This is a genomic window from Bacillus sp. BB081 (assembly GCF_008368895.1).
GTDB lineage: Bacteria > Bacillota > Bacilli > Bacillales > Bacillaceae_G > Bacillus_A > Bacillus_A wiedmannii.
This window is the reverse complement of the sequence record NZ_QOZX01000001.1, coordinates 1-24,732: the sequence shown is the minus strand read 5'-3', so window position 1 is coordinate 24,732 and position 24,732 is coordinate 1. Positions and strand designations below refer to the sequence as shown.

General features: G+C 36.0%; 21 protein-coding genes, 1 pseudogene and 1 other annotated feature. Of the genes and pseudogenes, 4 read left to right on the top strand and 18 right to left on the bottom strand.

Going from position 1 to position 24,732, the window contains the following annotated elements; all coding sequences use genetic code 11:
* Positions 1-202: 202 nt before the first annotated feature.
* From DN394_RS00110 to DN394_RS00100, 3 genes are all read right to left on the bottom strand, one after another.
* A complete protein-coding gene (locus DN394_RS00110; RefSeq protein WP_098090972.1) occupies positions 203-580 on the bottom strand; it encodes a VOC family protein in 378 nt (125 codons plus the stop codon).
* Between the two features lie 52 nt (positions 581-632).
* Entirely contained in the window at positions 633-1,496 is an 864-nt protein-coding gene (locus DN394_RS00105) for a helix-turn-helix domain-containing protein (protein ID WP_149293504.1), read from the bottom strand.
* Between the two features lie 415 nt (positions 1,497-1,911).
* A complete protein-coding gene (locus DN394_RS00100; protein WP_097994789.1) occupies positions 1,912-3,540 on the bottom strand; it encodes a peptide ABC transporter substrate-binding protein in 1,629 nt (542 codons plus the stop codon).
* 568 nt (positions 3,541-4,108) lie between these two features.
* Here DN394_RS00100 and DN394_RS00095 point away from each other — a divergent pair.
* A complete protein-coding gene (locus DN394_RS00095) occupies positions 4,109-5,497 on the top strand; it encodes an alpha/beta hydrolase (RefSeq protein WP_097917629.1) in 1,389 nt (462 codons plus the stop codon).
* A 202-nt stretch (positions 5,498-5,699) separates the two neighbouring features.
* On the opposite strand, the gene DN394_RS00090 is transcribed toward DN394_RS00095, so the two are convergent.
* The 6 genes from DN394_RS00090 to DN394_RS00065 all read right to left on the bottom strand — a co-directional run bounded on the left by DN394_RS00090 (position 5,700) and on the right by DN394_RS00065 (position 11,748).
* On the bottom strand, positions 5,700-7,025 hold the full coding sequence (locus tag DN394_RS00090) for a bifunctional S-methyl-5'-thioadenosine deaminase/S-adenosylhomocysteine deaminase (protein ID WP_141475351.1): 1,326 nt from the start codon (positions 7,023-7,025) through the stop codon (positions 5,700-5,702).
* A 114-nt stretch (positions 7,026-7,139) separates the two neighbouring features.
* Positions 7,140-7,583 (bottom strand): GNAT family N-acetyltransferase, encoded by a 444-nt coding sequence (locus DN394_RS00085; RefSeq protein ID WP_000702360.1) that lies wholly within the window; start codon positions 7,581-7,583, stop codon positions 7,140-7,142.
* A 212-nt stretch (positions 7,584-7,795) separates the two neighbouring features.
* The gene (locus DN394_RS00080; protein ID WP_149293503.1) at positions 7,796-9,310 is read right to left on the bottom strand and encodes an acetyl-CoA hydrolase/transferase family protein; all 1,515 of its coding nucleotides are present in this window, start codon (positions 9,308-9,310) and stop codon (positions 7,796-7,798) included.
* 127 nt (positions 9,311-9,437) lie between these two features.
* Positions 9,438-10,082 (bottom strand): LytTR family DNA-binding domain-containing protein, encoded by a 645-nt coding sequence (locus DN394_RS00075; protein ID WP_097994786.1) that lies wholly within the window; start codon positions 10,080-10,082, stop codon positions 9,438-9,440.
* 81 nt (positions 10,083-10,163) lie between these two features.
* Positions 10,164-10,769: a pentapeptide repeat-containing protein gene (locus DN394_RS00070; protein ID WP_097917625.1), complete on the bottom strand. Its 606-nt coding sequence runs from the start codon at positions 10,767-10,769 to the stop codon at positions 10,164-10,166.
* 55 nt (positions 10,770-10,824) lie between these two features.
* Positions 10,825-11,748 carry an alpha/beta hydrolase gene (locus DN394_RS00065; RefSeq protein ID WP_071743289.1) on the bottom strand — a complete coding sequence of 308 codons (924 nt, stop codon included), beginning with the start codon at positions 11,746-11,748 and terminating at the stop codon, positions 10,825-10,827.
* Positions 11,749-11,952: 204 nt separating this feature from the next.
* On the opposite strand from DN394_RS00065, the gene DN394_RS00060 reads away from it, so the two are divergent.
* Positions 11,953-12,714, top strand: coding sequence for a DODA-type extradiol aromatic ring-opening family dioxygenase (locus tag DN394_RS00060; RefSeq protein ID WP_149293502.1), 762 nt, complete (start codon positions 11,953-11,955; stop codon positions 12,712-12,714).
* Positions 12,715-12,766: 52 nt separating this feature from the next.
* Here DN394_RS00060 and DN394_RS00055 read toward each other — a convergent pair whose 3' ends face one another.
* The 3 genes from DN394_RS00055 to DN394_RS00045 all read right to left on the bottom strand — a co-directional run bounded on the left by DN394_RS00055 (position 12,767) and on the right by DN394_RS00045 (position 15,725).
* Positions 12,767-13,981, bottom strand: coding sequence for a multidrug efflux MFS transporter (locus tag DN394_RS00055; RefSeq protein WP_149293501.1), 1,215 nt, complete (start codon positions 13,979-13,981; stop codon positions 12,767-12,769).
* Positions 13,982-14,140: 159 nt separating this feature from the next.
* Positions 14,141-14,992, bottom strand: a complete 852-nt coding sequence (locus DN394_RS00050; protein ID WP_097994782.1) for a GNAT family N-acetyltransferase — start codon at positions 14,990-14,992, stop codon at positions 14,141-14,143.
* A gap of 16 nt (positions 14,993-15,008) precedes the next feature.
* Positions 15,009-15,725 (bottom strand): DUF554 domain-containing protein, encoded by a 717-nt coding sequence (locus tag DN394_RS00045; RefSeq protein WP_046959081.1) that lies wholly within the window; start codon positions 15,723-15,725, stop codon positions 15,009-15,011.
* 211 nt (positions 15,726-15,936) lie between these two features.
* Here DN394_RS00045 and DN394_RS00040 point away from each other — a divergent pair, with 211 nt between their 5' ends.
* Entirely contained in the window at positions 15,937-17,040 is a 1,104-nt protein-coding gene (locus tag DN394_RS00040; RefSeq protein WP_097917620.1) for a CapA family protein, read from the top strand.
* Positions 17,041-17,092: 52 nt separating this feature from the next.
* A pseudogene (locus DN394_RS00035) lies at positions 17,093-17,336 on the top strand (hypothetical protein).
* A gap of 65 nt (positions 17,337-17,401) precedes the next feature.
* Here DN394_RS00035 and ilvA read toward each other — a convergent pair.
* The 6 genes from ilvA to ilvE are packed head-to-tail and all read right to left on the bottom strand — an operon-like array spanning position 17,402 to position 24,300.
* Positions 17,402-18,664, bottom strand: coding sequence for a threonine ammonia-lyase IlvA (ilvA, locus tag DN394_RS00030; RefSeq protein WP_046959078.1), 1,263 nt, complete (start codon positions 18,662-18,664; stop codon positions 17,402-17,404).
* A gap of 31 nt (positions 18,665-18,695) precedes the next feature.
* Positions 18,696-20,369: a dihydroxy-acid dehydratase gene (gene ilvD, locus DN394_RS00025; protein ID WP_149293500.1), complete on the bottom strand. Its 1,674-nt coding sequence runs from the start codon at positions 20,367-20,369 to the stop codon at positions 18,696-18,698.
* A gap of 47 nt (positions 20,370-20,416) precedes the next feature.
* Positions 20,417-21,424, bottom strand: coding sequence for a ketol-acid reductoisomerase (ilvC, locus tag DN394_RS00020; protein ID WP_149293499.1), 1,008 nt, complete (start codon positions 21,422-21,424; stop codon positions 20,417-20,419).
* 14 nt (positions 21,425-21,438) lie between these two features.
* Positions 21,439-21,669, bottom strand: coding sequence for an ACT domain-containing protein (locus DN394_RS00015; protein ID WP_149293498.1), 231 nt, complete (start codon positions 21,667-21,669; stop codon positions 21,439-21,441).
* Positions 21,669-23,378, bottom strand: a complete 1,710-nt coding sequence (gene ilvB, locus DN394_RS00010; RefSeq protein ID WP_149293497.1) for an acetolactate synthase large subunit — start codon at positions 23,376-23,378, stop codon at positions 21,669-21,671. The genes DN394_RS00015 and ilvB overlap by 1 nt, the downstream gene beginning before the upstream one ends.
* A 22-nt stretch (positions 23,379-23,400) precedes the next feature.
* Positions 23,401-24,300: a branched-chain-amino-acid transaminase gene (ilvE, locus tag DN394_RS00005; RefSeq protein WP_149293496.1), complete on the bottom strand. Its 900-nt coding sequence runs from the start codon at positions 24,298-24,300 to the stop codon at positions 23,401-23,403.
* Positions 24,301-24,451: 151 nt separating this feature from the next.
* Positions 24,452-24,691, bottom strand: a binding site (T-box leader).
* Between the last annotated feature and the right edge of the window lie 41 nt (positions 24,692-24,732).

Here is a 24,732-nt window from a genome sequence, read left to right as displayed (position 1 = left end):
AACTTTATTATCTCTGTACAGCAGGATTTTTTCTTGTACCGCAATCGGTCCATTTTGTGAATAAATAATTATTGGATTAATATTAAGCAAGGCGGACCGCGCCACACCACAAATAGTAGTAAAGTAGGATTTTCTCTAGCTTGTGAGATGCAAAAAAATGAAAGAGATCGTTGATATTAGACGACCTCTTTCATTGCTTTCATTAAGCTTGTATTTCACTCATTAAAGCATGGGTATTACCTTCTGTATCTTTAAAGAATGTCATCCATGTTTCTGTTTGTCCCATTTTCGTTACAATATGTGGTTCATCGATAAAAACAACTTCCTTGCTTAACAGGTCTTCATAAGTCTCTTTAATTTTTTTAACTTGAAAATAAATGACTGAACTAGACTGAGCAAATTCCTCTTTTTCTGGAAGGCTTAAAAAAAGACGCAACCCGTTACACTCAAAGAATGCCATATTGTCCGTATTAAATAGAAACGATAATCCTAGTTTTTCTTTATAAAAAGTAATTGCCTTATCTAAATCTTTAACTGGCACCCCAATTTGACCGACTTTCTGAATCATAGTAGTTTCCAATGAGAATTTCCCCTTTCGAATATTATTTCATTCTAATAATATTCGATTAAACTTAGTATTTCTTATCCAAAATCACCTTTTTTCGAAATTCAATAGGAGAAACCCCGACATGCTGTTTAAACATTTTGCTAAAAGATACAGGGTTTTGTAATCCCAGTTCAAATGTTATATCAGTCATATTGAAATCTAGTTGTGTTAGAAGCTTTTTTGCTTTTAGAATTCTAAACTCTGATATATGCTGATGAGGCGTTTTGCCATATATTTGTGAGTATGTTCTTAGTAAATGGTTTGGTGATAAACAAGCAATTTGGGCAATGTCATTCAATTTAATTGCTTTATCATAATAGGACCTTATATAATCATGTGCGATACTAATCCTTCTATATAATTCTTCTCGTGTAGAATTACGCAGTGCACTTAATGATTCTACTTCTTTCCATGTATTGAAATGTTCAATTAGTATAATTTGCATTAACTTGTGAAATTGTTCCTCATAACCAACTGGATCGTTCTCAAGAATAGATAAGTTTTCTTTAAATTTTGTCATTTGAGACAGTAGAATTTTACTTGTATCATAAGTTTTTTCAAAGAATCCAATATAACTCTTATCATTAAAAGGATCGCTAAGAAGTTTATTGTTCGATTCTCTTAGTGAGTTTAAAATTCCCTCTGCAAATCCATCCTTAAAAAAGATACAAAAAGATTCTACGTCCTTATTTTCATCAATTGAAATTGTATAAGATCCTTCATTAAGAAGTAAATATCTGCTTTCTTCGACAGCAAAAAAACCTTTACTAGTCTTGTAATGCGCTTTTCCGTTAGAAAATGTTTTAATGGATAACTGGCCGTTCCCTTCCCAATAAAACTGGTTACTTTTTGCATGTAAAACAAAATTAGTAGAACCTAAACAATTCATAATATCGTCTCCATAAATATATAATTATAACCTTCAGATAATTCAATTATACATAATAATGGAGGTGGGTATAAAAATCTTTTCCTTCCTTAATGCATTTTGTTGAATTTTATCATAAATAATTTTCAAAAAAGATATTCAACAATCGAGCGCTTTAATGACATAAGGATCACTGAAATGAACAAGCCTTTTTTCAAAGTAACATTTACTACTACAAGCAAATACATTGTAGTAGTAAATGAGGTCATTTGTAGTACAACAAAAGGATAGAACAAGCAGAATTCCTCTGTTTGTATCTATCCTCTTCTTTTTGTCTATATAATGTTGCACATTATATAATTATTCTTGGTATGCCTATACAAAACACCTATCTCTTGATTCTAAATAAAATTTAAAAAAGTAAGGTTTTTTGTATTTATTCATTAGCGATATAAGCATTCTTATAAGTATAAACACCACCAAATTGATGCTTTTCAATTCCCTTTACGTAATCCTTTTGTACATATGCTGAACCAATATGATACAGCGGTGCTACAGCTGCATCTTCTAATAATACCTGCTCAGCTTCTAGCAATGCTCCCCATCGTTTCTCTGGTTCTAGTACAAAATCAGTTTTCGCTTTCTTTATTAATTCATCGAAACGAGAATTAGAGTAATTCATTTTATTATTCTGATTACCCGTCGTAAATAGCTCTAAGTAACTAATTGGGTCTTTATAGTCAGGTCCCCAATTTGCCATAGTTATATCGTAATCACCTGTTTGTTCTAACTGTAATTTTTGCTTAAATGGCTGTTGTTTAATTTGTATCGTTAATCCATGCAAATTCTTTTCTAAATCACCTTTTATATATTCTGCCATACGTTTTGCATTATCTTGTTCAAACGTTAAAAACTCGAAGTTTACTTGCTCTACTCCAAGCTCTTTTTTCGCTTCTTCCCAAATCTTTTTCGCATTTTGCAAATCATATGAAGAAAGATCTCCGTTTTCTTTTCTAAAATCTTTACCAGTCTCTTCATTTACATGACCAACTGGTACAAGTCCGCTTGCAGATTTTGCCCCGTTATTTATAAAGTGAGCAACGAAGTCCTCTTTATTTAACGCTAATGAAATAGATTGACGTACCTTTTTATTTGCTAATGCATTATTTTTTTCATTAAAACGTAGCATAGCAATTCCAGGATCACTCGACATATGTAATTCCTTATTCCCTTTATACTTGTCTACAAATTGAGAATTAATAGGCACTCGATCCAAATTACCAGCTTCGTATAAATTAACAGCCGTCATTGTATCCTTTACAATTTGAAAATTTATTTCATCTAATTTCACTTTCTTTTCATCCCAATATGTAGCATTCTTCTTTAATTGAAACTCTTGTTCATGCTTCCACTTCTCTAATACAAATGGCCCGTTATATATGAGATTACTAGATTCCAATGCATAATTCTTTCCTTGTTCTTTCAAAAATGATTCATGCTGTGGTAAGTATATAGGTAGTGCTAACAACTGTAAAAAATACGGAATTGGCTGTTCGAGTTCCACTTCTAACTTATAATCATTTATTGCTTTAACTCCAAGGTTATCAAGAGGCATTGTTCCTTTATTAATTTCTTTCGCATTTTTCACATGAAAGAGCATGGACGCATATTGAGACGCTGTTTCAGGGGTAATTGCACGTTTCCATGCAAACATAAAATCATTTGCTGTTACATTGTCACCATTTGACCATTTTGCATCTTTACGCAAATCAAATGTATATTTTTTACCATCTTCACTTCTTTTAAACGATTTTGCTACCGCTGGAATAGGCTGATCTTGATCATCTAATACATACAACCCTTCAAATATGTTTTGCATAACGTGCGCTGACGTACCATCCATCGTTTTCGCAGTATCAAGAGAAGGAATTTCTTCTGATACCGTTACATTTAATACTTGTTTTTTTGCCTCTGTTTCGCTTTTATTCGCTTTATTATTACAAGCTGTTAATAATAAAGATGTAACAAGTGCCATTACCATTAAATGGCTCTTCTTTCGCTTCATGAATTGTTCTCCTTAATTATAAAATATTATAAAGCGTTATATATTATAGCAGAAATATGAACAGAAAGATGCGACATTCTTTTGAATATTTATTCGTTCAAGAAAAAAAGCTATCCTTTTAAAAAAGGATAGCTAAAGATTGAATGTATAATCTGCGCTGTAAGCTTAAGTATTTATAAAAAGTCTCCTATTGTATACCTCCCTTTTTGCTTTAACTTTTCTTCTGTTTCATATAAATCCCCCATAATTAACTTAATAGGCGTATAGGGTACAGTTTGGTTGGGATATCTTCGTATCTCCATTCAGCAATGCTGCTTTGTTTTTTGGAATCCAGGTCAAGTTATACACTTAAGGATTTTGTAAGAATCAAGTAAGAAAAACGAGAACTTTGTTTCGTATAGTCAAAATATAAATTGAAGGAAGAAAGAGAGGTTAGGAGTTGCTAGAGCGATTACGAAAAAACCAGAACTGTTGGTTTTAGATGAACATATCAATGGTTTAGACGTTTTTACAACAGAACCTTAATTATCATACCTGTTTTTTACCATCACATATTGGAGGTTAAAACATGAATAAAAAAAAGAGAATACAAAAATCAGTACTTTCCTTTATCCTACTCTTTTCTTTAGGTATTTCATCTTTTCCACTTACAACAACAGCTATTCACGCAGATACACGTAAGAAACAACCTGTAGAAAAGAAACGAGTCTCTTTAACGGAGCGTACATCATTATTTCTTGAATATCTCCAGCAAGGTAAGTATGCAGAGGCACTTCAGTTAACGTCTGCTGCTTTTCAATCCAAGTTTACAGCAAACACATTACAAAACTGGTGGACACAAAGTGGCTGGAGCGGGATAAAAAACATGGAAATCCCCGTGATAAAAGAACGAAACTTGGTCCATCAGACGGTGGAAATTTCAGGAACTATTGAAGGAACTACCATACCGTTACTCCTTAAATTCACGCCTGGCGGGAAAGTAGATGAAGTTGGGGTAAGGACGCCTCCGAAATCTTATATTATCCCGCATCCTAGATATGATCAACCTGCTTCCTATCAAGAACGTGAAATCGTCATTGGAAATTCTACCTATCCGTTACCAGCCACATTAACAGTTCCAAAACATAAGCCTGGTGAAAAGGTACCCGTAGTTGTTCTTGTTCATGGTGCTGGCATCCATGATCGCGATAGTACATATCTGGGAACAAAAATCTTACGAGACATTGCGGTGGGCCTTTCATCCAACGGAATTGCAGTGTTGCGTTATGAAAAACGCACCTTAGCACATACATTAAAGATGAGTGCAGAACCTGTTACGTTAGACCGTGATACTACAGATGATGCCATACATGCAGCAAAATCAGCAGCGCAGCAGGAAGGCATTGATCCAAATAACATTTTCATTCTTGGACATAGTCTAGGAGCTGGCGCAATGCCGCGTATACTAAGAAAATCACCTCCCTCACTTGTTAGAGGAAGTATCTTACTGGCACCACCTGCACGCCCATTGACTGACATTGCCATTGATCAGAATCAATACCTAGGGGCGCCAAAAGAAGTAATCGATGAACTAAAAAGACAGGTCGCTTTTATCCAAGATCCTACTTTTAATCCTGACCATCCTCCATCTGGCTACAATTTTGGGTCGCCTCATTTTATGTATGATGTTTCTAGGTGGCGTCCAGTTGAAGAGGCAAGATCACGAAAAGAGCCTTTACTGATTCTGCAAGGAGCACGCGATTATCAAGTAACAGTAAAAAATGAATATACAAAATGGCAGGAGGGGCTTTCAAACCGCAGGAATGTTCAGTTCAATGAATACCCAAAATTGAATCATTTCTTCACGGAGGGTGATGGGGAATTAAGTCTTCCTAGTGAATATGAAATCCCTGCTAATGTTCCTGAGTACGTCATCCAGGACATTATTAAATGGGTCAACGAGACAAAAAATAAGTAGCATCAAAATCCTTCATATAATCATTATTACGTAAAGGATTTTTTGAAACTAGTGATTTTATCTAAATCATTCTCTTCTGTTTTATTAATCAACACTGATAAAAAATCTATCCTTTCCCTCTTTCTATCAATGTCGGCACATAAAAAAGGTTCAGACACAAAAACAGGCTGTGGAGAAGACTTTCTCCACAGCCTAAAAATACCTATCTTTGCAAACCTCGTTTATATTGACTTGCTTCAAATATAATACGCTCTTCATCTAACGTTTTACATTCGCCATTCCAAACGACACGCTTACCGTTAATAATTACATCGCTTATATCTTTTCCACTAGCGGCATATACAAGGTGTGACAACACTTCATCCGCTGGTTGTAAATGCGGCTTATTAGATGGGTCAATCGTAATAAAATCAGCACACTTTCCAGCCTCAAGTGATCCTGTTTGTTTCATCCCAATTACTTCAGCAGCTCCTTTAGTCGCAAGTGAAAGGGCTGTTTCAACCGGTAACGCTGTTGCGTCTTGGTGAATACCTTTTTGTAATAATGTTGCTATGCGCATTTCTTCAAACATATCTAAATTGTTATTAGATGCCACACTATCTGTTGCAATTCCTACTTTCACTCCTGCTTCTAACATCGCTTTTACATTCGCTATACCAGAACCTAGTTTTAAATTACTATTCGGGTTATGAGCTACTCGAACATCGTGTTCTGCTAAAAATGCACGCTCATTTTCATTTAACACTACACCGTGCGCAATGACTGTTGGGCGTTTAAACAGCCCGCAACTTGCTGCATATTCTACTGGGCGTTTTCCATACTGTGCTTCAATATCACGTACTTCACGCTCTGTTTCCGAAAGGTGAATATGAACCATCGTTTGATTTTCTACTGCAATACGTGCGCATTCTTCTAATAGTTCTGTGGAACATGTATATGGGCTATGCGGTGCAACCATCGTAGTTAACATACCACTTTCATTATAGTAACGCTTTACATATTTTTCAGCTTCTTCAATTGCTTTCTTTTCATCATCTTTCGTTCCGAAGCTAAATAAAGTTCTTGAAACAGCAGCTCGCATTCCACTCTTTGATACCGTTTCCATAATTGCATCTTGATCTACTCCAATTGGATTAAACATATCAGAGAATGATGTTGTACCACTTTTTACCATTTCAAGTAATCCTAATTCCGTACTAGCGACCGCAAGCTCTGGAGTAAATTGACTTTCAAGTGGCCAAATTCTTGTCTCAAGCCATGGCTGTAATAACATATCATCACCAATACCTCTTAAGAGACTCATTACAACGTGTGTATGTGTATTTACAAGCCCTGGTAAAACCCACTTTCCTTTCATGTCAATTACTTCATCTACTTCAAAATTATTAGCAAATTCTCCGCTTTTTACATCTATAATTTGATCATTTTCTACAATGATATATCCATTTTCTATCACTTCGTTTTGTTCATTCATCGTTACAATTGTAGCGTTTACATAAGTTGTTTTCAAAAGTATTTCCCCTTTCAACTCTATGAAGTTCCCTTTAATAAGTTACCACCATTATAGTAACTTATTAAAGATTAAGAGTCAAAAGATAATTTCAATTCTTTCATTTTTCAGCTTCTCCTACTATTAATTGTTTTACACATCATATTGCAAAAGAGGCAGTAAACGATCCTCAAAAACCGTTGATGGTGTCTCTCCTATTAACTTTGCTCCCATCTTCAAGTAAAACCCTTTTGCATTCGGATCACTATCGATTGTAAAACTTTTTATTCCTAGCTCATTTGCTTTTTCTAATACATACTCCCAAAGTATTTTCCCGTACCCTTTTCCTTTGTAACGAGGATGAATGTACAGGAAATCAAGAGCGTTATCATTACGTAAAAATGAGAAAAAACCAATCTTCGTATTATCGTTTTCTAAAACATATACATAATTATTTTTTATGTACTCATCAGTAATTGTTAAATCTTCCTTACAAGCAAGTATGAATGCTTCGCTATAGTTCCACGTTGCTTTTGAATGTAGTGCAAGTTCACTTAATTCATTTGCTTCACTTAATAACGCATTTCTTATCTTCATGATTCTTTCTCCTCACCTTTGATATATAAACTATTAAAATGATTCGAAAAGTAATTAAAAAAACCTCTTATTTCCGTAAATAAGAGATTACTTTTATAATTCCTCATAATAGGTAACAATTTTTTAAAAGAAAAAAACGCCATTCCTGAAAATTGGCGTTCTTTTTCTTTTAACCTTTATGGCATATTATATTAAGAATCATTTTTGCACTTCTAAACAGTTTCTACTACCGCTTCAAGCATTGTTCCATTTTTAGCATAGTTCGTATGCCAAGAAAAAGCTTTTTCTAAAATATGAGGAGTTTGTCCACCTCTTGTTTTTGCTTCCTCGTAATAAGCTCGTAGCTGGTCACGATACATTGGATGTGCGCAATTCTCAATAATAAGTTCCACTCTTTCTCTTGGCGCAAGCCCTCTTAAGTCAGCATACCCTTGTTCAGTGACGATAACATCTACATCATGTTCCGTATGGTCTATATGTGAGGCGAAAGGAACGATACTTGAAATATTACCACCTTTAGCAATCGATTTAGTAACAAAGATAGCCAAACGAGCATTTCTTGCAAAGTCACCAGAACCACCGATACCGTTCATCATTTTTGTACCTAAAACGTGAGTAGAGTTCACATTTCCGTATATATCTAATTCTAAAGCAGTATTAATCGAGATTAATCCGAGGCGGCGAATGATTTCAGGATGATTGGAAATCTCTTGCGGGCGCATCATTAATTTGTCACGATATTTTTCAAAGTTAGAAAATACTTGTTTCATTTTCTCTTCAGAAAGCGTGATGGAGCAGCAGGAAGCAAAATTGACTTTCCCAGCATCCATTAGATCAAAGACCGCATCTTGTAAAACTTCAGAATACACTTCTAAATCTTCAAACTCCGAATCTAGCATGCCGTGCAATACTGCATTAGCAACTGAACCAATTCCAGATTGTAACGGTGCTAAACGATTTGTTAATCGGCCTACTTTAACCTCTTCTCGAAGGAACTCTATTAAATGCTGTGCCATAATAACAGTTTCTTCATCTGGAGGAACAATAGTCGATGGTGAGTCTAGTTGGTTTGTAAACACAATCCCTTTCACCTTTTCAACATCGATTGGAATGCCAATCGTTCCAATTCGATCATCCGTTTTCACAATCGGAATAGGGAGTCTTTCCCCTTGTTTACCTGGTTCATATAAATCATGCAGCCCCTCTAATTGCGTAGATTGAGCCATATTCATTTCAATAATAATGGACTTAGCATTTAAGGAGAATGCTAAGGAATTTCCAATTGAAGTGGTTGGAATAATCATTCCATCTTCAGTAATCGCAACCGCTTCCAAGATAGCGAAATCTATACCCATAACGTCAGCACGAAGTAACTCTGCTGTATGAGATAAGTGCTGATCCACAAATAAAAAGTCTCCGTTATTAATTCCTTTTCGCATAGTTGCATCTGCTTGGAAAGGCAATCTTTTCCCTAAAATTCCTGCCTCAGCAAATAATTTATCTACATCCGAACCTAAGGAAGCCCCTGTATAAACATTTACTTTAAAAGATTTATCATTCTTAACTCGGTTTACAAGTGCAAATGGGACTGCTTTTACATCACCAGCACGTGTAAATCCACTTAATCCTAAAGTCATTCCACTTTCAATCCATGAAGCTGCTTCTTCAGGTGTAACTACGCGATCTTTTAATCGTTGATCCCTAATTCTATCTAAACTATTCTCCATATGTAATCCCTCTCCCAATGAATATTCATAATTATTTTACACATTAACACCATCAAAATAGGGATTTTCTTACACAATGCCGAAAATTCAGATAAAACAGCGAATCTAGGTTCTAAAGCAGAATTTTTTAGAATCCTAGAAGCTTACGAAAATAACTGGCGTATGATTGACTTACTGGTACCCTCTCTCCGTTATCCATAGAAAGTAAAAAGGTAGAATGCGTATCAGGATAAATCGCTTTAATATGATTAACATTTACAATAAAGGAACGGTGGCATCTAATAAACGAATCTTTCGGAAGCAAGTATTCGAATTCTTGTAGAGAGTATTTATGTGTTCCTGTTAACTCTTCTGAATTCACATACGTCTTTTTATCTTTAGCCTCTAAATACATGACCTTTGCAAAAGGAACCGGAACCCATCCGTCTATTGTTTTTAAAGTAACGACTGACTTTCCATCCGTTAAAGCGGGATAAATTGCCGTCACACACCCTTCAATCTTGCCATTATTTGAAAATGGTACGGCCATTCCATGATAAGGAATACCGAAAACATCTCGGTTAATAAACTCAGAGGCTTTTTGCTTCGTTACCATTGCTTTATGAGCAATCGTTCCTTCCTTAATAGGATCCCCGGCGCTAATCTTTAAATCAATTCGTTTACTTGGCCGATAGTAAATATATTCTTTCGTATTCGAAACGGCGATTGATATTTCATCTGAAAATAATTCCCCAACAACATCTAGTAGTATACCTAATGTTTTATCTTCCATATTATTAACACCTCATTCACTATTATACTACTATTATGATTTGTAAAACCGCTCAACAATTTGAACGGTTTTACAAACAATTTAGTTCACCTTAGCCCCATAACATCTTGCTACTGCAACTGCCTGCGCTATATCTAATTTCACATTTTTCAAATCAAAACTTGTAAAATCAATTCTATCAACTATCGCCCCTTTTAAATTTGCACCGCTAAGTTTCGCCTTACCTAGTTGTACACCTGTTAAATCAGCTTCACGTAAATCTGCTTTTTCTAAATTACATTCATATAGGTCAGCTTCAATTAAACGTATACCCTTTAACATTTGTTTACTTAAGTTCGCGAACCTTAAATTCGTATATGACCAATCGCCCGATATTATAGTTATTCCGTCTAAATTCGCTTCTTCAAAATCAGAGCCAGTCATTTTACATTCTTCAAACTTCGATACGAATAAATTCACACCAATAAACTTACAATTTGCAAATGTAGTTCCTTGATGGATAGAAGCATTAAATAGAGCACCGGTAAAATCACATTCTATGAAATTACAATTTTCAGTAGAAACTTCCGTTGCATCTACCCCTCTAAAAGAGCATTTTATGAAAGTACAATTTTTCAATTCCTCTTCTTTAATCAAAACATCTTGAAAATCTATTTCTATATACTCTTTATTTACAAATTCACTCATAACTATTCCTCCATTTCCTCAAAGAAACCTCACTTGAAAAAAGTGAGGTTTCTTCTCATACAATATGCCCATCTAACCAAGAAATCAAATCTTGAAATACTTCATCTCTATTTACTTCGTGGAACATTTCATGTCTTCCATTTTCATATAAACGAAGTGTTACATCTTTCACGCCGCATTTTTTATAATTTTCATATACTTCTTTTACACCTTTCCCCATATCCCCAACAGGATCACGATCTCCTGAAAAAATATGTATTGGAAGATTTTTCGGTGTTTTCTTAAACTCTTCTAGTTTATTTACTTCTAATACACCGGAAAACAATTCGCGATAAAAGCTTGTTGTACAAATAAATCCACATAACGGATCCGCAATATATTTATCAACTTGATTATTATCTGAAGATAACCAATCAAATTTCGTACGATTTGGCTTAAAGTGTGAGTTGAAATTTCCGAAAGATAAAAAGTTTAGCATCGGACTTTTCGTTTTTGCCCCGCGTAGTTTCATCTCGATTGTCGCTACTTTATGACCAATGACTCCTAAGAATCCCGGGTTCCCACCAGTTCCTGAAATAAGGAATCCATCATATAATCCACCTTTAAGTTGTACAGCACGTCTTGATAAAAAAGAACCCATACTATGTCCAAGTAAAAACAACGGGCATGTCTGCTCTTTTCTTATCGTTTCTGATACAAAAATAACATCAGACACAGCCTCATTCCAACCTACATTTGGTTCAAAATGACCATAATCTTCTTCTCTTTTCACTGTTTTCCCATGACCTTTATGATCATGCGCATAAACACCATACCCTGCTTCTAATAAAGCAGCAATAAAGTCTGTATAAACACCTGCATGTTCTGTCATACCATGTGCAATTTGAATAATCCCTCGCGGATCTCCTTCTGGTAACCACTTACGCAAATAAATTTCCGATCCATCCAATGCCGTAACGAAACTTTCCTGTACGTTCATTTCGTCAGCCCCCAACTCTATTATGTATATCAAAAAATGAATATCCATTCATTATACTTATTATGTATTATATGCAATTGCCTTCATTATGACAAATGCCCCACTTTTCCAATTAGCTCTTAAACTAATATATTGACGAATAGAAAATAAAAATATATAGTTACTTACATAAAGTAATTATTATATTTTTGGGAGGTTTCTATTATGATGCCATCATTATTTTTAGCACACGGATCACCGATGCTTGCTATTCAAGATACAGACTATACAAGGTTTTTAAAAAAACTTGGCGAAACATACAAACCGAAAGCAATTGTTATTTTCACCGCTCACTGGGAAAGCGAAGTATTAACGATTTCTTCATCAGATAACGAATATGAAACAATTTATGATTTTGGAGGTTTTCCTCCTGAGTTATACGAAATCAAATATCGTGCGAAAGGCTCTTCTAACATTGCATCTATGTTAGAAACAAAATTTAAAAACAAAGGTATTCCAGTCCATCATAATATGACGAGAGGTTTAGATCATGGCTCATGGACACTTCTGCACCGCATGTATCCAGAAGCAAATATTCCTGTCGTCCAAATATCAGTCAATCCATTCCTTGCTGCAAAAGAGCAATTTAAGATTGGCGAAGCACTAAAAGGACTTGGACAAGAAGATATTTTAGTAATCGGGAGCGGTGTTACCGTTCATAACTTACGAGCTTTAAAATGGAATCAAACTACACCCGAACAATGGGCAATTGAATTTGATGATTGGATTATTAAACATATGCAGACTACTGATAAAGATGTATTATTTAATTGGGAGAACAATGCCCCTCATGCACAATTAGCAGTACCAAGAGCAGAGCATTTTGTTCCTTTATTTATCGCTATGGGAAGCGGTGAAAATAACGGTGAAGTCATTCACCGCAGTTACGAGCTTGGTACATTAAGCTATCTTTGTCTCCAATTTTAAAGAAAAGGATGAAGCAATCATTGCTTCATCCTTTTCTTTTTCATTCACTTAGTTAACTAACTTCCAAATGTCGTTTCTCTGATACCTCTTCGTTCTTATTGTGAAAATAAACCCAAATGCACGCAATAAATAATAGTGATGAAGTAGAGAAGAAAACATATTGGAAGCCTGCATGAGCTGCAATTTGTCCACCAAGTACTGGTCCAATCATATTTCCTAAAAACTGAAACGATTGATTATACCCAAATATTCTTCCCGTTACATGGGTTGGTGTATGTTGTTTTAGTAGAGTTTGTACGGAAGGTAATAGCCCTGCTTGTGCGATACCTAATAAAAAGCGAAGAATTAATAGTTGCCAAGCTGAGGTTACAAATGCTTGCGGAATAAAAATAATTCCTGCCGCAAATAATGCCACAACTAACGTTTTTTGAGGTCCAATACGATCTGATAATCTCCCTAACTTAGGAGCTGCCATAATAATAGCTAAACCTGTCGCAGACATGACTGCGCCTGCAATCATTTCAATATGAGCCGTTCCTGGGCCTTCTAAATTCTTTACATACAATGTAATAATAGGTTGAATTGACATGTTCGCAAGTTGAATAATAAATGTTGTTACAAATAAACTAATAATTAAATGCTTTGCTGGAACCATCGTCCATACTTTTTTCGGTTGTGCTTTTTTTGCTTGAGCGGAGTGATTCTCTTCATGTAGGAAGAAAAAAACGATGAGAAAAGAAAGGAATAAAAAAGCTCCTGTAACAAGAAAAACATGGCGCATTCCAATTAACTCAGACAAGTATCCTCCAAGTAACGGGCCAAGTAAAGAACCGCTCACGCCCCCAGTTGAAATTGTGGAAATTGCCCAACCTGAATGCTCTTTCGGAGTTTCTGCTGCAATAAATGTCATCGCCGTTGAAAGGAAACCAGATACTGCTCCCATCAAAAACCTTAGTGCGACTAGTTGATACACATCCGTTACAAACCCCATAAGCGTCATAATAATCGCCATACCAAGGCTCGCACGAATCAGCATCAATTTCCGTCCATTTATATCACCAAGCTTTCCCCATATTGGTGATACGATCGCACCCATTAAAAATGTTATACCAAATGCAAGTCCTGACCACTGTGCAATGCTAGAAGTGCCAGTCACCCCTAATTCCTCAATATAAAAAGATAAAAAAGGAATTACTAAACTCATACCGGCTGCAGTGGTAAAACAACCTAGCCAACAAATCATTAAATTTCGTTTCCAGTTGGCCATTTTCACACCTTCTTTCTTTAGATACCCATTCTACACCCTTTCTTGTAAAAAGTTTAGTAATTTGCTTTATTTGTAAAATTTACCACAAAACCCGCTATTTTCTAGTGAAAATCACTACATCTTTTTCATAAAAAAACCAACTCCCCTATTTGGAGTTGGTTACTTATTCTCTATCGGTATTAAACGAGCATTACAATTTCTTTCATAAAACTCAATCGGACCTGCTTGTCCAATAATTGCGTATTCATATCCTTCTTGCTTCATACTATGTAAACAACGATGTAACAATTGCCTCCCTACACCTTTCACACGATTTTGTTTCGCTGTGCCCATTGGACCAAACAATCCTTTCTTTCCTCTCACTACATCATAACAAGCGAAACCTACTATCACTTCTTCTTGTTCTGCTATATAAATAGGGACATTTTCTTTATATGTACGAAATCCATACTCTATTGAATGTAACCAACGTTCACCAAATTCCTCATTAACAAAACTTGCTAATTTTTCAAAATCAGAAGGGATAGCCTTTCTAACAGTACAAATTAAATGATTATAAGTAGGAACAAAATATTTTAGATCGACCGCTAAATCTCTTGGCTCAGCTATAATACGTAATATATCTTTTTGTATTTGTGCATTTCCAATAAACGTATCCGTGCGGAATAGCGCATATATAACATGCCCTTCATTTATTATTACTTGCTGGAAACGTTCCATACGTTTCTTCGCTATTTGTAAAATTTCTAGCACCTTATATGATACCTTATATTGTCCTATTTTTTTATACTCTTGATACGGTGAATCGTATTGTTTTCGTATTGAAAATTTTTCTAAAAAATCCGTACCCACGTTACGAAACAAATACATATACAACTCGCTACAAACTCCAGTGCCTTCTTTACTCATTCCGATAAACAGATGAGTTGGTTGAATAATATTATTTTCCGCCTCTTCTGCTGCAATCTTCAATATGTTATGAACACGTTTTGTAAATTGAAATTCCTCCATATGTATCTCCCCCCTATTACTTTACTATTAAACCGTAACCATAAATAAGTGAAACGATTATTCCAACTACCAATATACCTGGCAGTAAATTTGCTACCTTAATTTTAATAACACCAAGTAAGTTCAATCCAATAGCGGCTATCATAATACCACCTGTAGCTGTCATTTCCACTATAAATTGATTCATTAATTCTTTCGGAACCAAACTATTAATTTGTGTTGCAAAAACCGCAATCCCTCCTTCATATAAAATAACTGGAATTGCCGAAAATACTACGCCAATTCCTAAAGTTGTCGTTAATATAATAGAGATAAACCCATCGATAATCGCCTTTGTAAATAAAATATCATGATTTCCGCGAATCCCACTGTCGAGTGCACCAAGTATGCCCATCGCACCAATTGCAAAAATTAAAGTAGCTGTTACAAACCCTTCTGATATGCTCCCTTTTCCTTTCGATCCAACTTTATTTTCTAGCCAATCTCCTAACAGCTTTAACTTTTCCTCTAGTTGTAGCCATTCCCCGATGACAGTACCAATAACTAAACTTAAAATGACAACAAGAAAATTTTCACTTTTCAATGCCATTTGAAGTCCAAGCACAGTAACTGCTAAACCGATTGCATGCATAATTGTTCCCTTCATACTTTCTGGAATTCTACTAAATAATTTTCCTAGTAAAGTACCAAATATAATACAAATCCCATTTACAACTGCTCCTAATATAACCATCTCTCGTTCTTCACCCTTCGAATTCTTTATTTCTATATTTTGGTTTATACATTGATTTACAGGTTATCTATATGTTAACTTAATATTGAGAATATTAACAAATGTTTTCACTACATAAACTGCATTTGTAGTTATACTTAAAGTGAAACTTTAACTAGCGCGAGTTTTATTGCCCACAAATTGCGGTATAAACTCAAAAGGGAAGGTATTTATGAAAACTTTACTAAAACGATTTCTGTTAATAGCCTTTTGCATTACACCAATTGTTTTATTAGTTAACTACTCTTTTATTTCAAAAGCGAAAGACAAACCCGATTTGCAAAACAAATCTAGTAAAACAGCTTCAACAAGTGAAAAGAAAATAGAAGACAAGGAAATCACACTCACCTTCTCTGGTGATACAATGTTCGATTGGCAATTACGTCCTGTAATCGAAAAAAATGGGGCTGATTATCCATTCCAACATGTAAAAGAAGAAATAACAAAAGCTGATATTTCTTTCGTTAATTTAGAGTCAGCATTTACAACGAGAGAAAAGAAAGCTCCTGGACAACTGTTTTGGATTAAAAGTGATCCATCCACGCTTCAAGCGATAAAAAACACTGGATATGACATCGTAAATATCGGAAATAATCATACACTTGATTACGGGCAAGAGGGATTATTAGATACGATCTCTCACGTAGAAAAATTAAAGTTACCTTACATTGGAGCCGGAAAGAATGCAAAGGATGCATATACTGCACGAGAAATGACTGTAAAAGGGAAAAAGTTCAAATTTCTTTCCTTCGTTCGATTTATGCCTGATACGAATTGGGTAGCTGGTGACAATAAACCTGGCGTTGCGAACGGATATGATTTAAATCTTGTAACAAAAACAATTAAAGAGCAAAAGAAAGATGCAGACTATTTAATCGTCTATATGCATTGGGGCGTTGAAAAATCAAATCGTCCGGTAGAATACCAAAAACAATATGTACCTAAAATGGTTGAAGCAGGAGCTGACGCGATTGTCGGGAGTCACCCGCATTGGTTACAAGGATTTGAGTATTATAATAACGTTCCTATCGCTTATTCATTAGGTAACTTTTTATTCCCAAGTTATGTAAGTGGGAAAAGCGCCGAAACTGGCGTACTAACTTTAACTTTTAAAGGAAAGGATGTCCAAATGTCATTCAATCCTTACATCATTCGCAACAACCAAATTTCACCTGTAAATGAGGAAGAAAAGAAAAAAGCTCTACAGTATTTACAAATGATTTCAACTGATGTAGATATTGATGATACAGGGAACATAAAAAACAAACGAAACTAGACAGCGCAAAATCTATTTCTCTGTAACATACTTTACAGAATAGGTGATAAACATGCTGAAAGACTTATTAGAAAATGTAAGTTTGTTAGAGAATATTTATAAAATATCTATAGCCGTTCTACTTTTATGTTCATTTTTTTCTGTTAAACTTCTAAAAAAAAATAAAACGTGAACGAAAACTTACTACCTTTGAATTTACTATGTATGTAATCATTCGCATTGCGATACTCTTTTGGTTAACTAGCTTTATCCTACTTGAATATGGAAAGTATAATAGTGTAATTATAAAAAGATAGATACAAGCAGCATTTCCGCTGTTTGCATCTATCTTTTTTATTTGGATGCTAACTCTTTCCTTCTATTAAATAAGCAAATCAAACAAAATAGGATTTTTATTAAGCTCCATAAATTGAATATTATTTTCTTTAAAACGAGTAATTAATTGCTCATAATCTTCTTTATGTTTCAACTCTACTCCGACTAGTGCTGGGCCATTTTCTTTATTATGTTTCTTAATGTATTCAAAACGAGTAATATCATCTTCTGGCCCTAATCCCTTATCAAGAAACTCTCTTAGCGCACCTGAACGCTGCGGGAATTCAATGATAAAATAATGCTTTAACCCTTCGTAAATGAGCGAACGTTCTTTCATTTCTTGCATTCTATCAATATCATTATTTCCACCACTTAGCGTACATACAACTGTTTTACCTTTTATTTCATCTCTATATAAATCAAGCGCTGCAATAGATAGTGCACCAGCCGGTTCAGCTACAATTGCATTTTTCTTATACAGTTCTAAAATCGTCGTACAAACTTTTCCTTCTGGTACTAAAACAATATCATCAATTACATCTTTACAAGTTTCAAATGTTAACTTTCCTACCTTTTTGACAGCTGCCCCATCAACAAAACTATCTATTTTCTCTAACGCGACATTTTCGTTTTGAAGAAAAGCCTCTTTCATAGATGCAGCTCCCATTGGCTCTACGCCAATGACCTTTGTAGCAGGACTAACACCTTTTACATATGTACCAACACCTGATGCTAACCCACCGCCTCCAATTGCTGTAAAGATATAATCCACTGGTTTCTCCATATCATGCATAATTTCAACTGCCACTGTTCCTTGACCAGCAACTACATGCGGATCATCAAACGGATGAACAAACGTCATTCTATTTTCTTCACAATAGCGCTGTGCTTCTTGGAAAGAGCTATCAAATGTATCACCAACTAATACAATTTCTGCAAAATCACTACCGAAAAATTGTACTTGCGATACTTTTTGTTTAGGTGTCGTTGTTGGCATGAAGATTTTCGACGGAATCTTCAATAAATTACACGTATAAGCAACTCCTTGCGCATGATTACCAGCACTTGCACAAACAACACCGTTTTGTAATTGTTCTTTTGATAAACTTTGAATTAAATTGTACGCACCACGAATTTTGAAAGAGCGAATCAATTGTAAGTCTTCTCGTTTTACATAAACGTCACAATCATATTTCTCAGATAGAACTGTATCACGTTGTAACGGTGTTTTAATAACGATATCTTTCATGCAATTATGTGCCATTAAGATATCTTCAATTTTCACTCTCTCCTTTACCTTTTGCACCATTTCATATCATCCTTATCTCTTTTAAATTGGCTCAATCAAAATCTGGGATTTTTAGAACTGCACCTGTATTCGCCGATGTTACCATCTGCGCATAACGTCCAAGCCAACCAGTTTTCACTTTCGGTTCTGGTCGTTTCCATTCTTTTTTACGCTTATCTAATTCTTCATCACTAACTCTTACTTCTAACAATCTTTCCTCAACATCGATACAAACGATATCCCCTTGCTTGAGAAGTGCAATCGTTCCCCCCGCAGCTGCTTCTGGCGAAATATGCCCTACCGAAATACCACGTGAAGCTCCAGAAAAACGTCCATCCGTTAATAGCGCAACATCTGCACCTAATCCCATACCAGCAATCGCTGACGTTGGTGCTAACATTTCCGGCATACCAGGACCGCCTCTTGGTCCTTCATAGCGAATAACAACTACATCGCCTTTCTTAACCTTTCCAAGCATAATGCCCGCAAGTGCCTCATCTTGTGAATTAAAAATAACGCAAGGTCCTTCAAATCGTTTTACTTCTGTTGCCCCACTTTTAATAACTGCCCCATCTTTCGCAAGGTTTCCTTTTAATATACGTAATCCCCCTTCTTCACTATGAGGGTTTTCGAGAGAATGAATAACTTCCCTATCTTTAATCTCTGCATGAGCAATGTTTTCTCTTAATGTTTGCCCAGTAGCAGTAATACGGTCTAAATGAAGCACCCCTTCTTTTCGGCTCATCTCTTTCAAAATTGCACTAATTCCGCCTGCTCGATCAATATCCTCCATATGCCAATTGGATGCAGGACTTACTTTACATAAATGTGGTACACGCCTTGAAACGGCATCAATGCGGTTCATATCGTAATTTAAACCCGCTTCTTGTGCGAGCGCTAACGTGTGCAATACTGTATTCGTTGATCCACCCATTGCCATATCAAGCGCGAACGCATCATCAATTGCTTCTTCCGTTACAATGTCTCTTGGTTTAATATCTCTTTCAATTAAAATCTTTAATTTCTCTGCTGCTTGTTTAATTAATTCTTCACGTCTTGGATCAATAGCTAAAATACTTCCGTTACCAGGAAGAGCTAAACCTAACACTTCACATAAACAGTTCATAGAGTTTGCTGTAAACATACCGGAACAAGAACCACAAGATGGACAGCCATGATCTTCAATATCCTTTAATTCTTCTTCTGAAATTTTACCAGATTGATAAGCTCCTACACCTTCGAAAACAGAACTTAAATCGACAACTTCCCCTTTAGAAGTCTTCCCTGCTGCCATCGGTCCACCTGAAACAAAAACAGTTGGAATGTTAATACGAAGTGCAGCCATCATCATACCGGGTGTGATTTTGTCACAGTTTGGAATACAAATCATGCCATCAAACCAATGTGCATTTACAACCGTTTCTACTGAATCTGCAATGATTTCACGACTCGGAAGCGAATAACGCATACCGATATGCCCCATCGCAATACCGTCATCTACTCCAATTGTATTAAATTCAAATGGAACCATACCTGCTGCACGCACTGCTTCTTTAACAAGTTTTCCAAACTCATTTAAGTGCTTATGACCTGGAATAATTTCAATAAAAGAATTACAGATAGCTATAAACGGTTTATCAAAATCTTCATCTTTCAAACCAGTTGCTTTTAATAAACTACGGTGTGGCGCTTTATCAAAACCTTTTTTAATCATGTCACTTCTCATCTTGTCAAATCCCCTCTTACGTATTTTTCACATACAATCGCTTACAACTATTTCTTTACTAATCCTTTCGGTGCATGAATCCAGCTCATCATTTCACGAAGTTCTACCCCTACTTTTTCTAACTGATGATTTTGCTCTGCTTTTTTCATCGCATTATATGTTGGACGCCCAGCTTGGTTTTCTAAAATCCATTTCTTCGCGAATTCACCTTGCTGAATTTCTGTAAGTACTCGTTTCATCTCTTTCTTCGTTTCATCTGTAACGATTCTCGATCCTGTTACATAATCTCCGAACTCAGCCGTATCTGAAATAGAATGGCGCATGTTCGTTAAACCACCTTCGTACATTAAATCAACAATTAATTTTAATTCATGTAAACATTCGAAGTATGCAATTTCAGGACGATATCCGCCTTCTGTCAATGTTTCAAAACCAGCTTTCACAAGTGCAGTTACCCCGCCGCAAAGTACCGCTTGCTCTCCGAATAAATCCGTCTCTGTTTCTTCTTGGAATGTCGTTTCAATTACACCTGCACGTGTACAACCTACACCTTTTGCATACGCAAGTGCTACATGTAATGCGGTGCCTGTTGCATCTTGATGTACTGCGACTAACGCCGGAACACCATTCCCTTCTTGGAATACACGGCGAACGAGATGACCTGGACTTTTTGGTGCGACCATTGCTACATCTACGTAACTTGGCGGGTTAATTTGTCCGAAGTGAATATTAAACCCATGTGAGAAAAGTAACATTTGCCCTTCACGGAGATTCTCTTCTACTTCTGTTTTATACACATGTGCTTGCTGTTCATCTGGCAATAACATTTGTACGACTTGCGCGGTTCGAACCGCTTCTGAAACAGACATTACTTCAAATCCATCTGCTTTTGCTACTTCAAAAGACTTACCATGTCGAACACCAACTACAACTTCTACACCAGAATCACGTAAATTTTGTGCTTGCGCATGACCTTGAGATCCATAACCAATTACCGCAACTGTTTTCCCTTGTAATAACTCTACATTTGCATCTTTTTCATAATACGTTTTCATATTCGATACACTCCTTATAATTTATTTACTTGCAGTACATCAATTAATTTTTTCAACTGACCAACAAGTAATGTCGCTTCACTTTCAGTACAAACTGCTGTGAGTTTCATTTCAGAAACGCCACTAGTATCTCTTTCGTTTAAATATAAAGAAGAAATATAATAGCCACGCCGAGCAAAAATTCCACTTATACGTAATAAGACGCTTGGCTCGTTATGAATAACGAGTGAAAAAGTATGACTCATTATTCCCACCTCTTCATAATCATTTCGTTATTCCCTTTGTTTGGCGGAACCATCGGAAATACGTTTTCACCTTCTTCTACACAAAAATCAACTACGACAGGACCTTCGTGAGCAAATGCTTCTAACATGACTTGTTTCGCCTCTGTTGAATTTGTCGCCCTTAATCCCTTCACTCCATAAGCTTCTGCCACTTTCACAAAATCTGGCGATCCAATTTTCGACTCTGATAAACGATTTTCATAAAACATCTCTTGCCATTGCCTTACCATCCCTAAAAATTTGTTATTTATAATAAATACTTTTACAGGAATATTATTTTCAGCAATTGTTTGCAGTTCTTGAATGTTCATTTGAAAAGAAGCATCGCCTGCAATACAAATGACGAGTTCTTCCTCTTTTGCAAGCTGAGCACCAACTGCTGCTGGGAAACCAAACCCCATCGTTCCTAGTCCACCAGATGTTAGAAAAGTCCGTGGATTTTTCGCTTTATAAAAATGAGCAGCCCACATTTGATGCTGTCCTACTTCTGTCGTAACAATCGCTTCACCGTTCGTTAATTCACTTACTAGACTAATAACATGCTGTGGTTTTAACTCACATTCTTTTTGATTGTAGGAAAGAGGATATTCCGCTTTCCATTCCTCTATTTTCGTAAGCCATTCATTTGTTTGTGTACGAATTGGCATATGTAACAACATATGTAACGCTTTTTTCACATCTCCAACAATCGGATATTCCACAGTTACATTTTTATGGAACTCCGAAGGATCTATATCAATATGTACCTTTTTTGAATGCGGAGAAAAGAGTTCTAATTTTCCTGTTACACGATCATCGAAGCGAACACCTAAAGCAAGTAGTAAATCACATTCTGTTACTGCCATATTTGCAGCGTACGTTCCATGCATGCCGAGCATTCCTAAAAAGAACGAATCTCCTGGCGGATACGCACCCAGTCCCATTAAAGTGGAAACGACAGGAATACGATTCTCCCTCGCAAATTTGATGAGTTCATCAGAACCACCTGAATGAATGACCCCTCCTCCAATATAAAGAAGTGGACGTTTTGCTTCGGAAATTGCTTTAGCTACCTCTCTAAGCTTCCTACCGTCTGGCATAGGCTCTAATTTGTACCCTGGAATCTCAATTACTTCATTATAAAAACTTGTTACATTTTCATTTTGAACATCTTTTGGAATATCAATTAATACTGGTCCTGGTCGCCCGCTTTCGGCGATGTAAAAAGCTTCTTGTACAATACGTGATAAATGATTCACATCACGAACTTGGTAATTATGCTTCGTAACAGGTACTGTAATCCCGACAACATCTGCTTCTTGAAATCCGTCTTTTCCGATGAGAGGTTTTGCAACTTGCCCTGTAATGACAACTAAAGGAATCGAATCCATATAAGCATCTGCTAAACCCGTAACTAAATTTGTCGCCCCTGGGCCAGAGGTAGCAAAGACTACCCCGACCTTTCCAGAAGCTCTCGCATATCCTTCTGCCGCATGAATGGCAGCTTGTTCATGACGAGTTAAAACGTGCTTCAAACCACTTCCATATAACGCATCGTACACTGGCAAAATCGCTCCGCCTGGATAACCGAAAACAGTCGTTACACCTAATTTTTTCAAGCATTGAATAACATGTCCGGCACCTGTCACATCTTCACACTGTAATTTCTCACGTGTTGTATGCTGCTCCATTTTAATTAACTCCTCTCCCTATCTACAGTAAGCTCTCCGCCAGTCCTGGAACACATACTCCTCTTTCTCTCGTTAACTTTTTAAATTCCTCTGTCAATTGTTTCGTTACACTTCCTGGTTTTCCATCTCCAATCTCTCTTGAATCAACTTTTACAACTGGAATTAATTCTGCTGCCGTTCCTGTTAAAAACACTTCATCTGCTACATATACGTCATGGCGAGTAAATGGCCTTTCCTCACATGGAATATTAAGTCGTTCACATAGCTCGATAACACTATTTCTCGTAATACCTTCTAGCGCCCCTAAATAAGAAGGAGGTGTTAACACTTTTCCATCTTTCACAACGAAAACATTGTCTCCAGATCCTTCACAAACATATCCTTGTTGATTTAACATAAGGGCCTCTAACACTCCTGCTTGTGCCGCTTCAATTTTCACAAGTACGTTATTTAAATAGTTCATTGACTTAATACGTGGATCTAATGCATCTGGCGTATTACGTCTCGATGCAACAGATACAACGCTTAGTCCATTATCGTAAAATTCCTGTGGGAATAACTTTAATTGTTCTGCAATGATAATAACGCTCGGTTTCACGCAACTTCTAGGATCGAGCCCTAAGTCACCTTTTCCTCTTGAAACAATTAATCGAATGTAGGCATCAGCATATTCATTTTTTTGCAGTGTTTGTAAAACTGCTTCTTCCATTTCGTCAACTGTCAGTGGGATTGTAAGTAAAATAGATTTTGCTGATTCGTATAATCGTTTTACATGTTCTTTTAAACAAAATACATTTCCACCGTAACTACGAATTCCTTCAAATACACCATCTCCGTATAAAAAACCGTGATCATATACTGAAACAACTGCCTTTTCTTTTTCTACAAATTCCCCATTCATATAAATATACTGGTTTCCCATCTCACATCGCTCCTCTTTTTTCTCTCTATTTTTGCAATCTATTTCTATATCGATTGCTGAGATGAGTATTTTTAACAGAATATTCAGTATATATTTTTTAAAAATATACTCGTCTCAACAATCGATTACATACATACTTGTAGCAATCCATTGCTGAGACGAGGGAATCGTGGTACCACTCAGCTTCCTTACACTTCTCACGAAATATAAGCTCTGCAAGTCCAATTAGACTTTTGTTTTTCTATCGGAAACAACTCCGCTACTTTTTACTAGTTTTCAAAAGTAGTACTCCGAGGTGATTTTCAATGATGAAATTGTTACCACCCTCACAGCTTCTGGGCAGCTCTCTGAAACAATTTTCTTCATTTACTCTCCTCTTCTACGCATTATCGTATTCTATTTTTTAAAATAAAAACTCTCGCCTCAGCAATC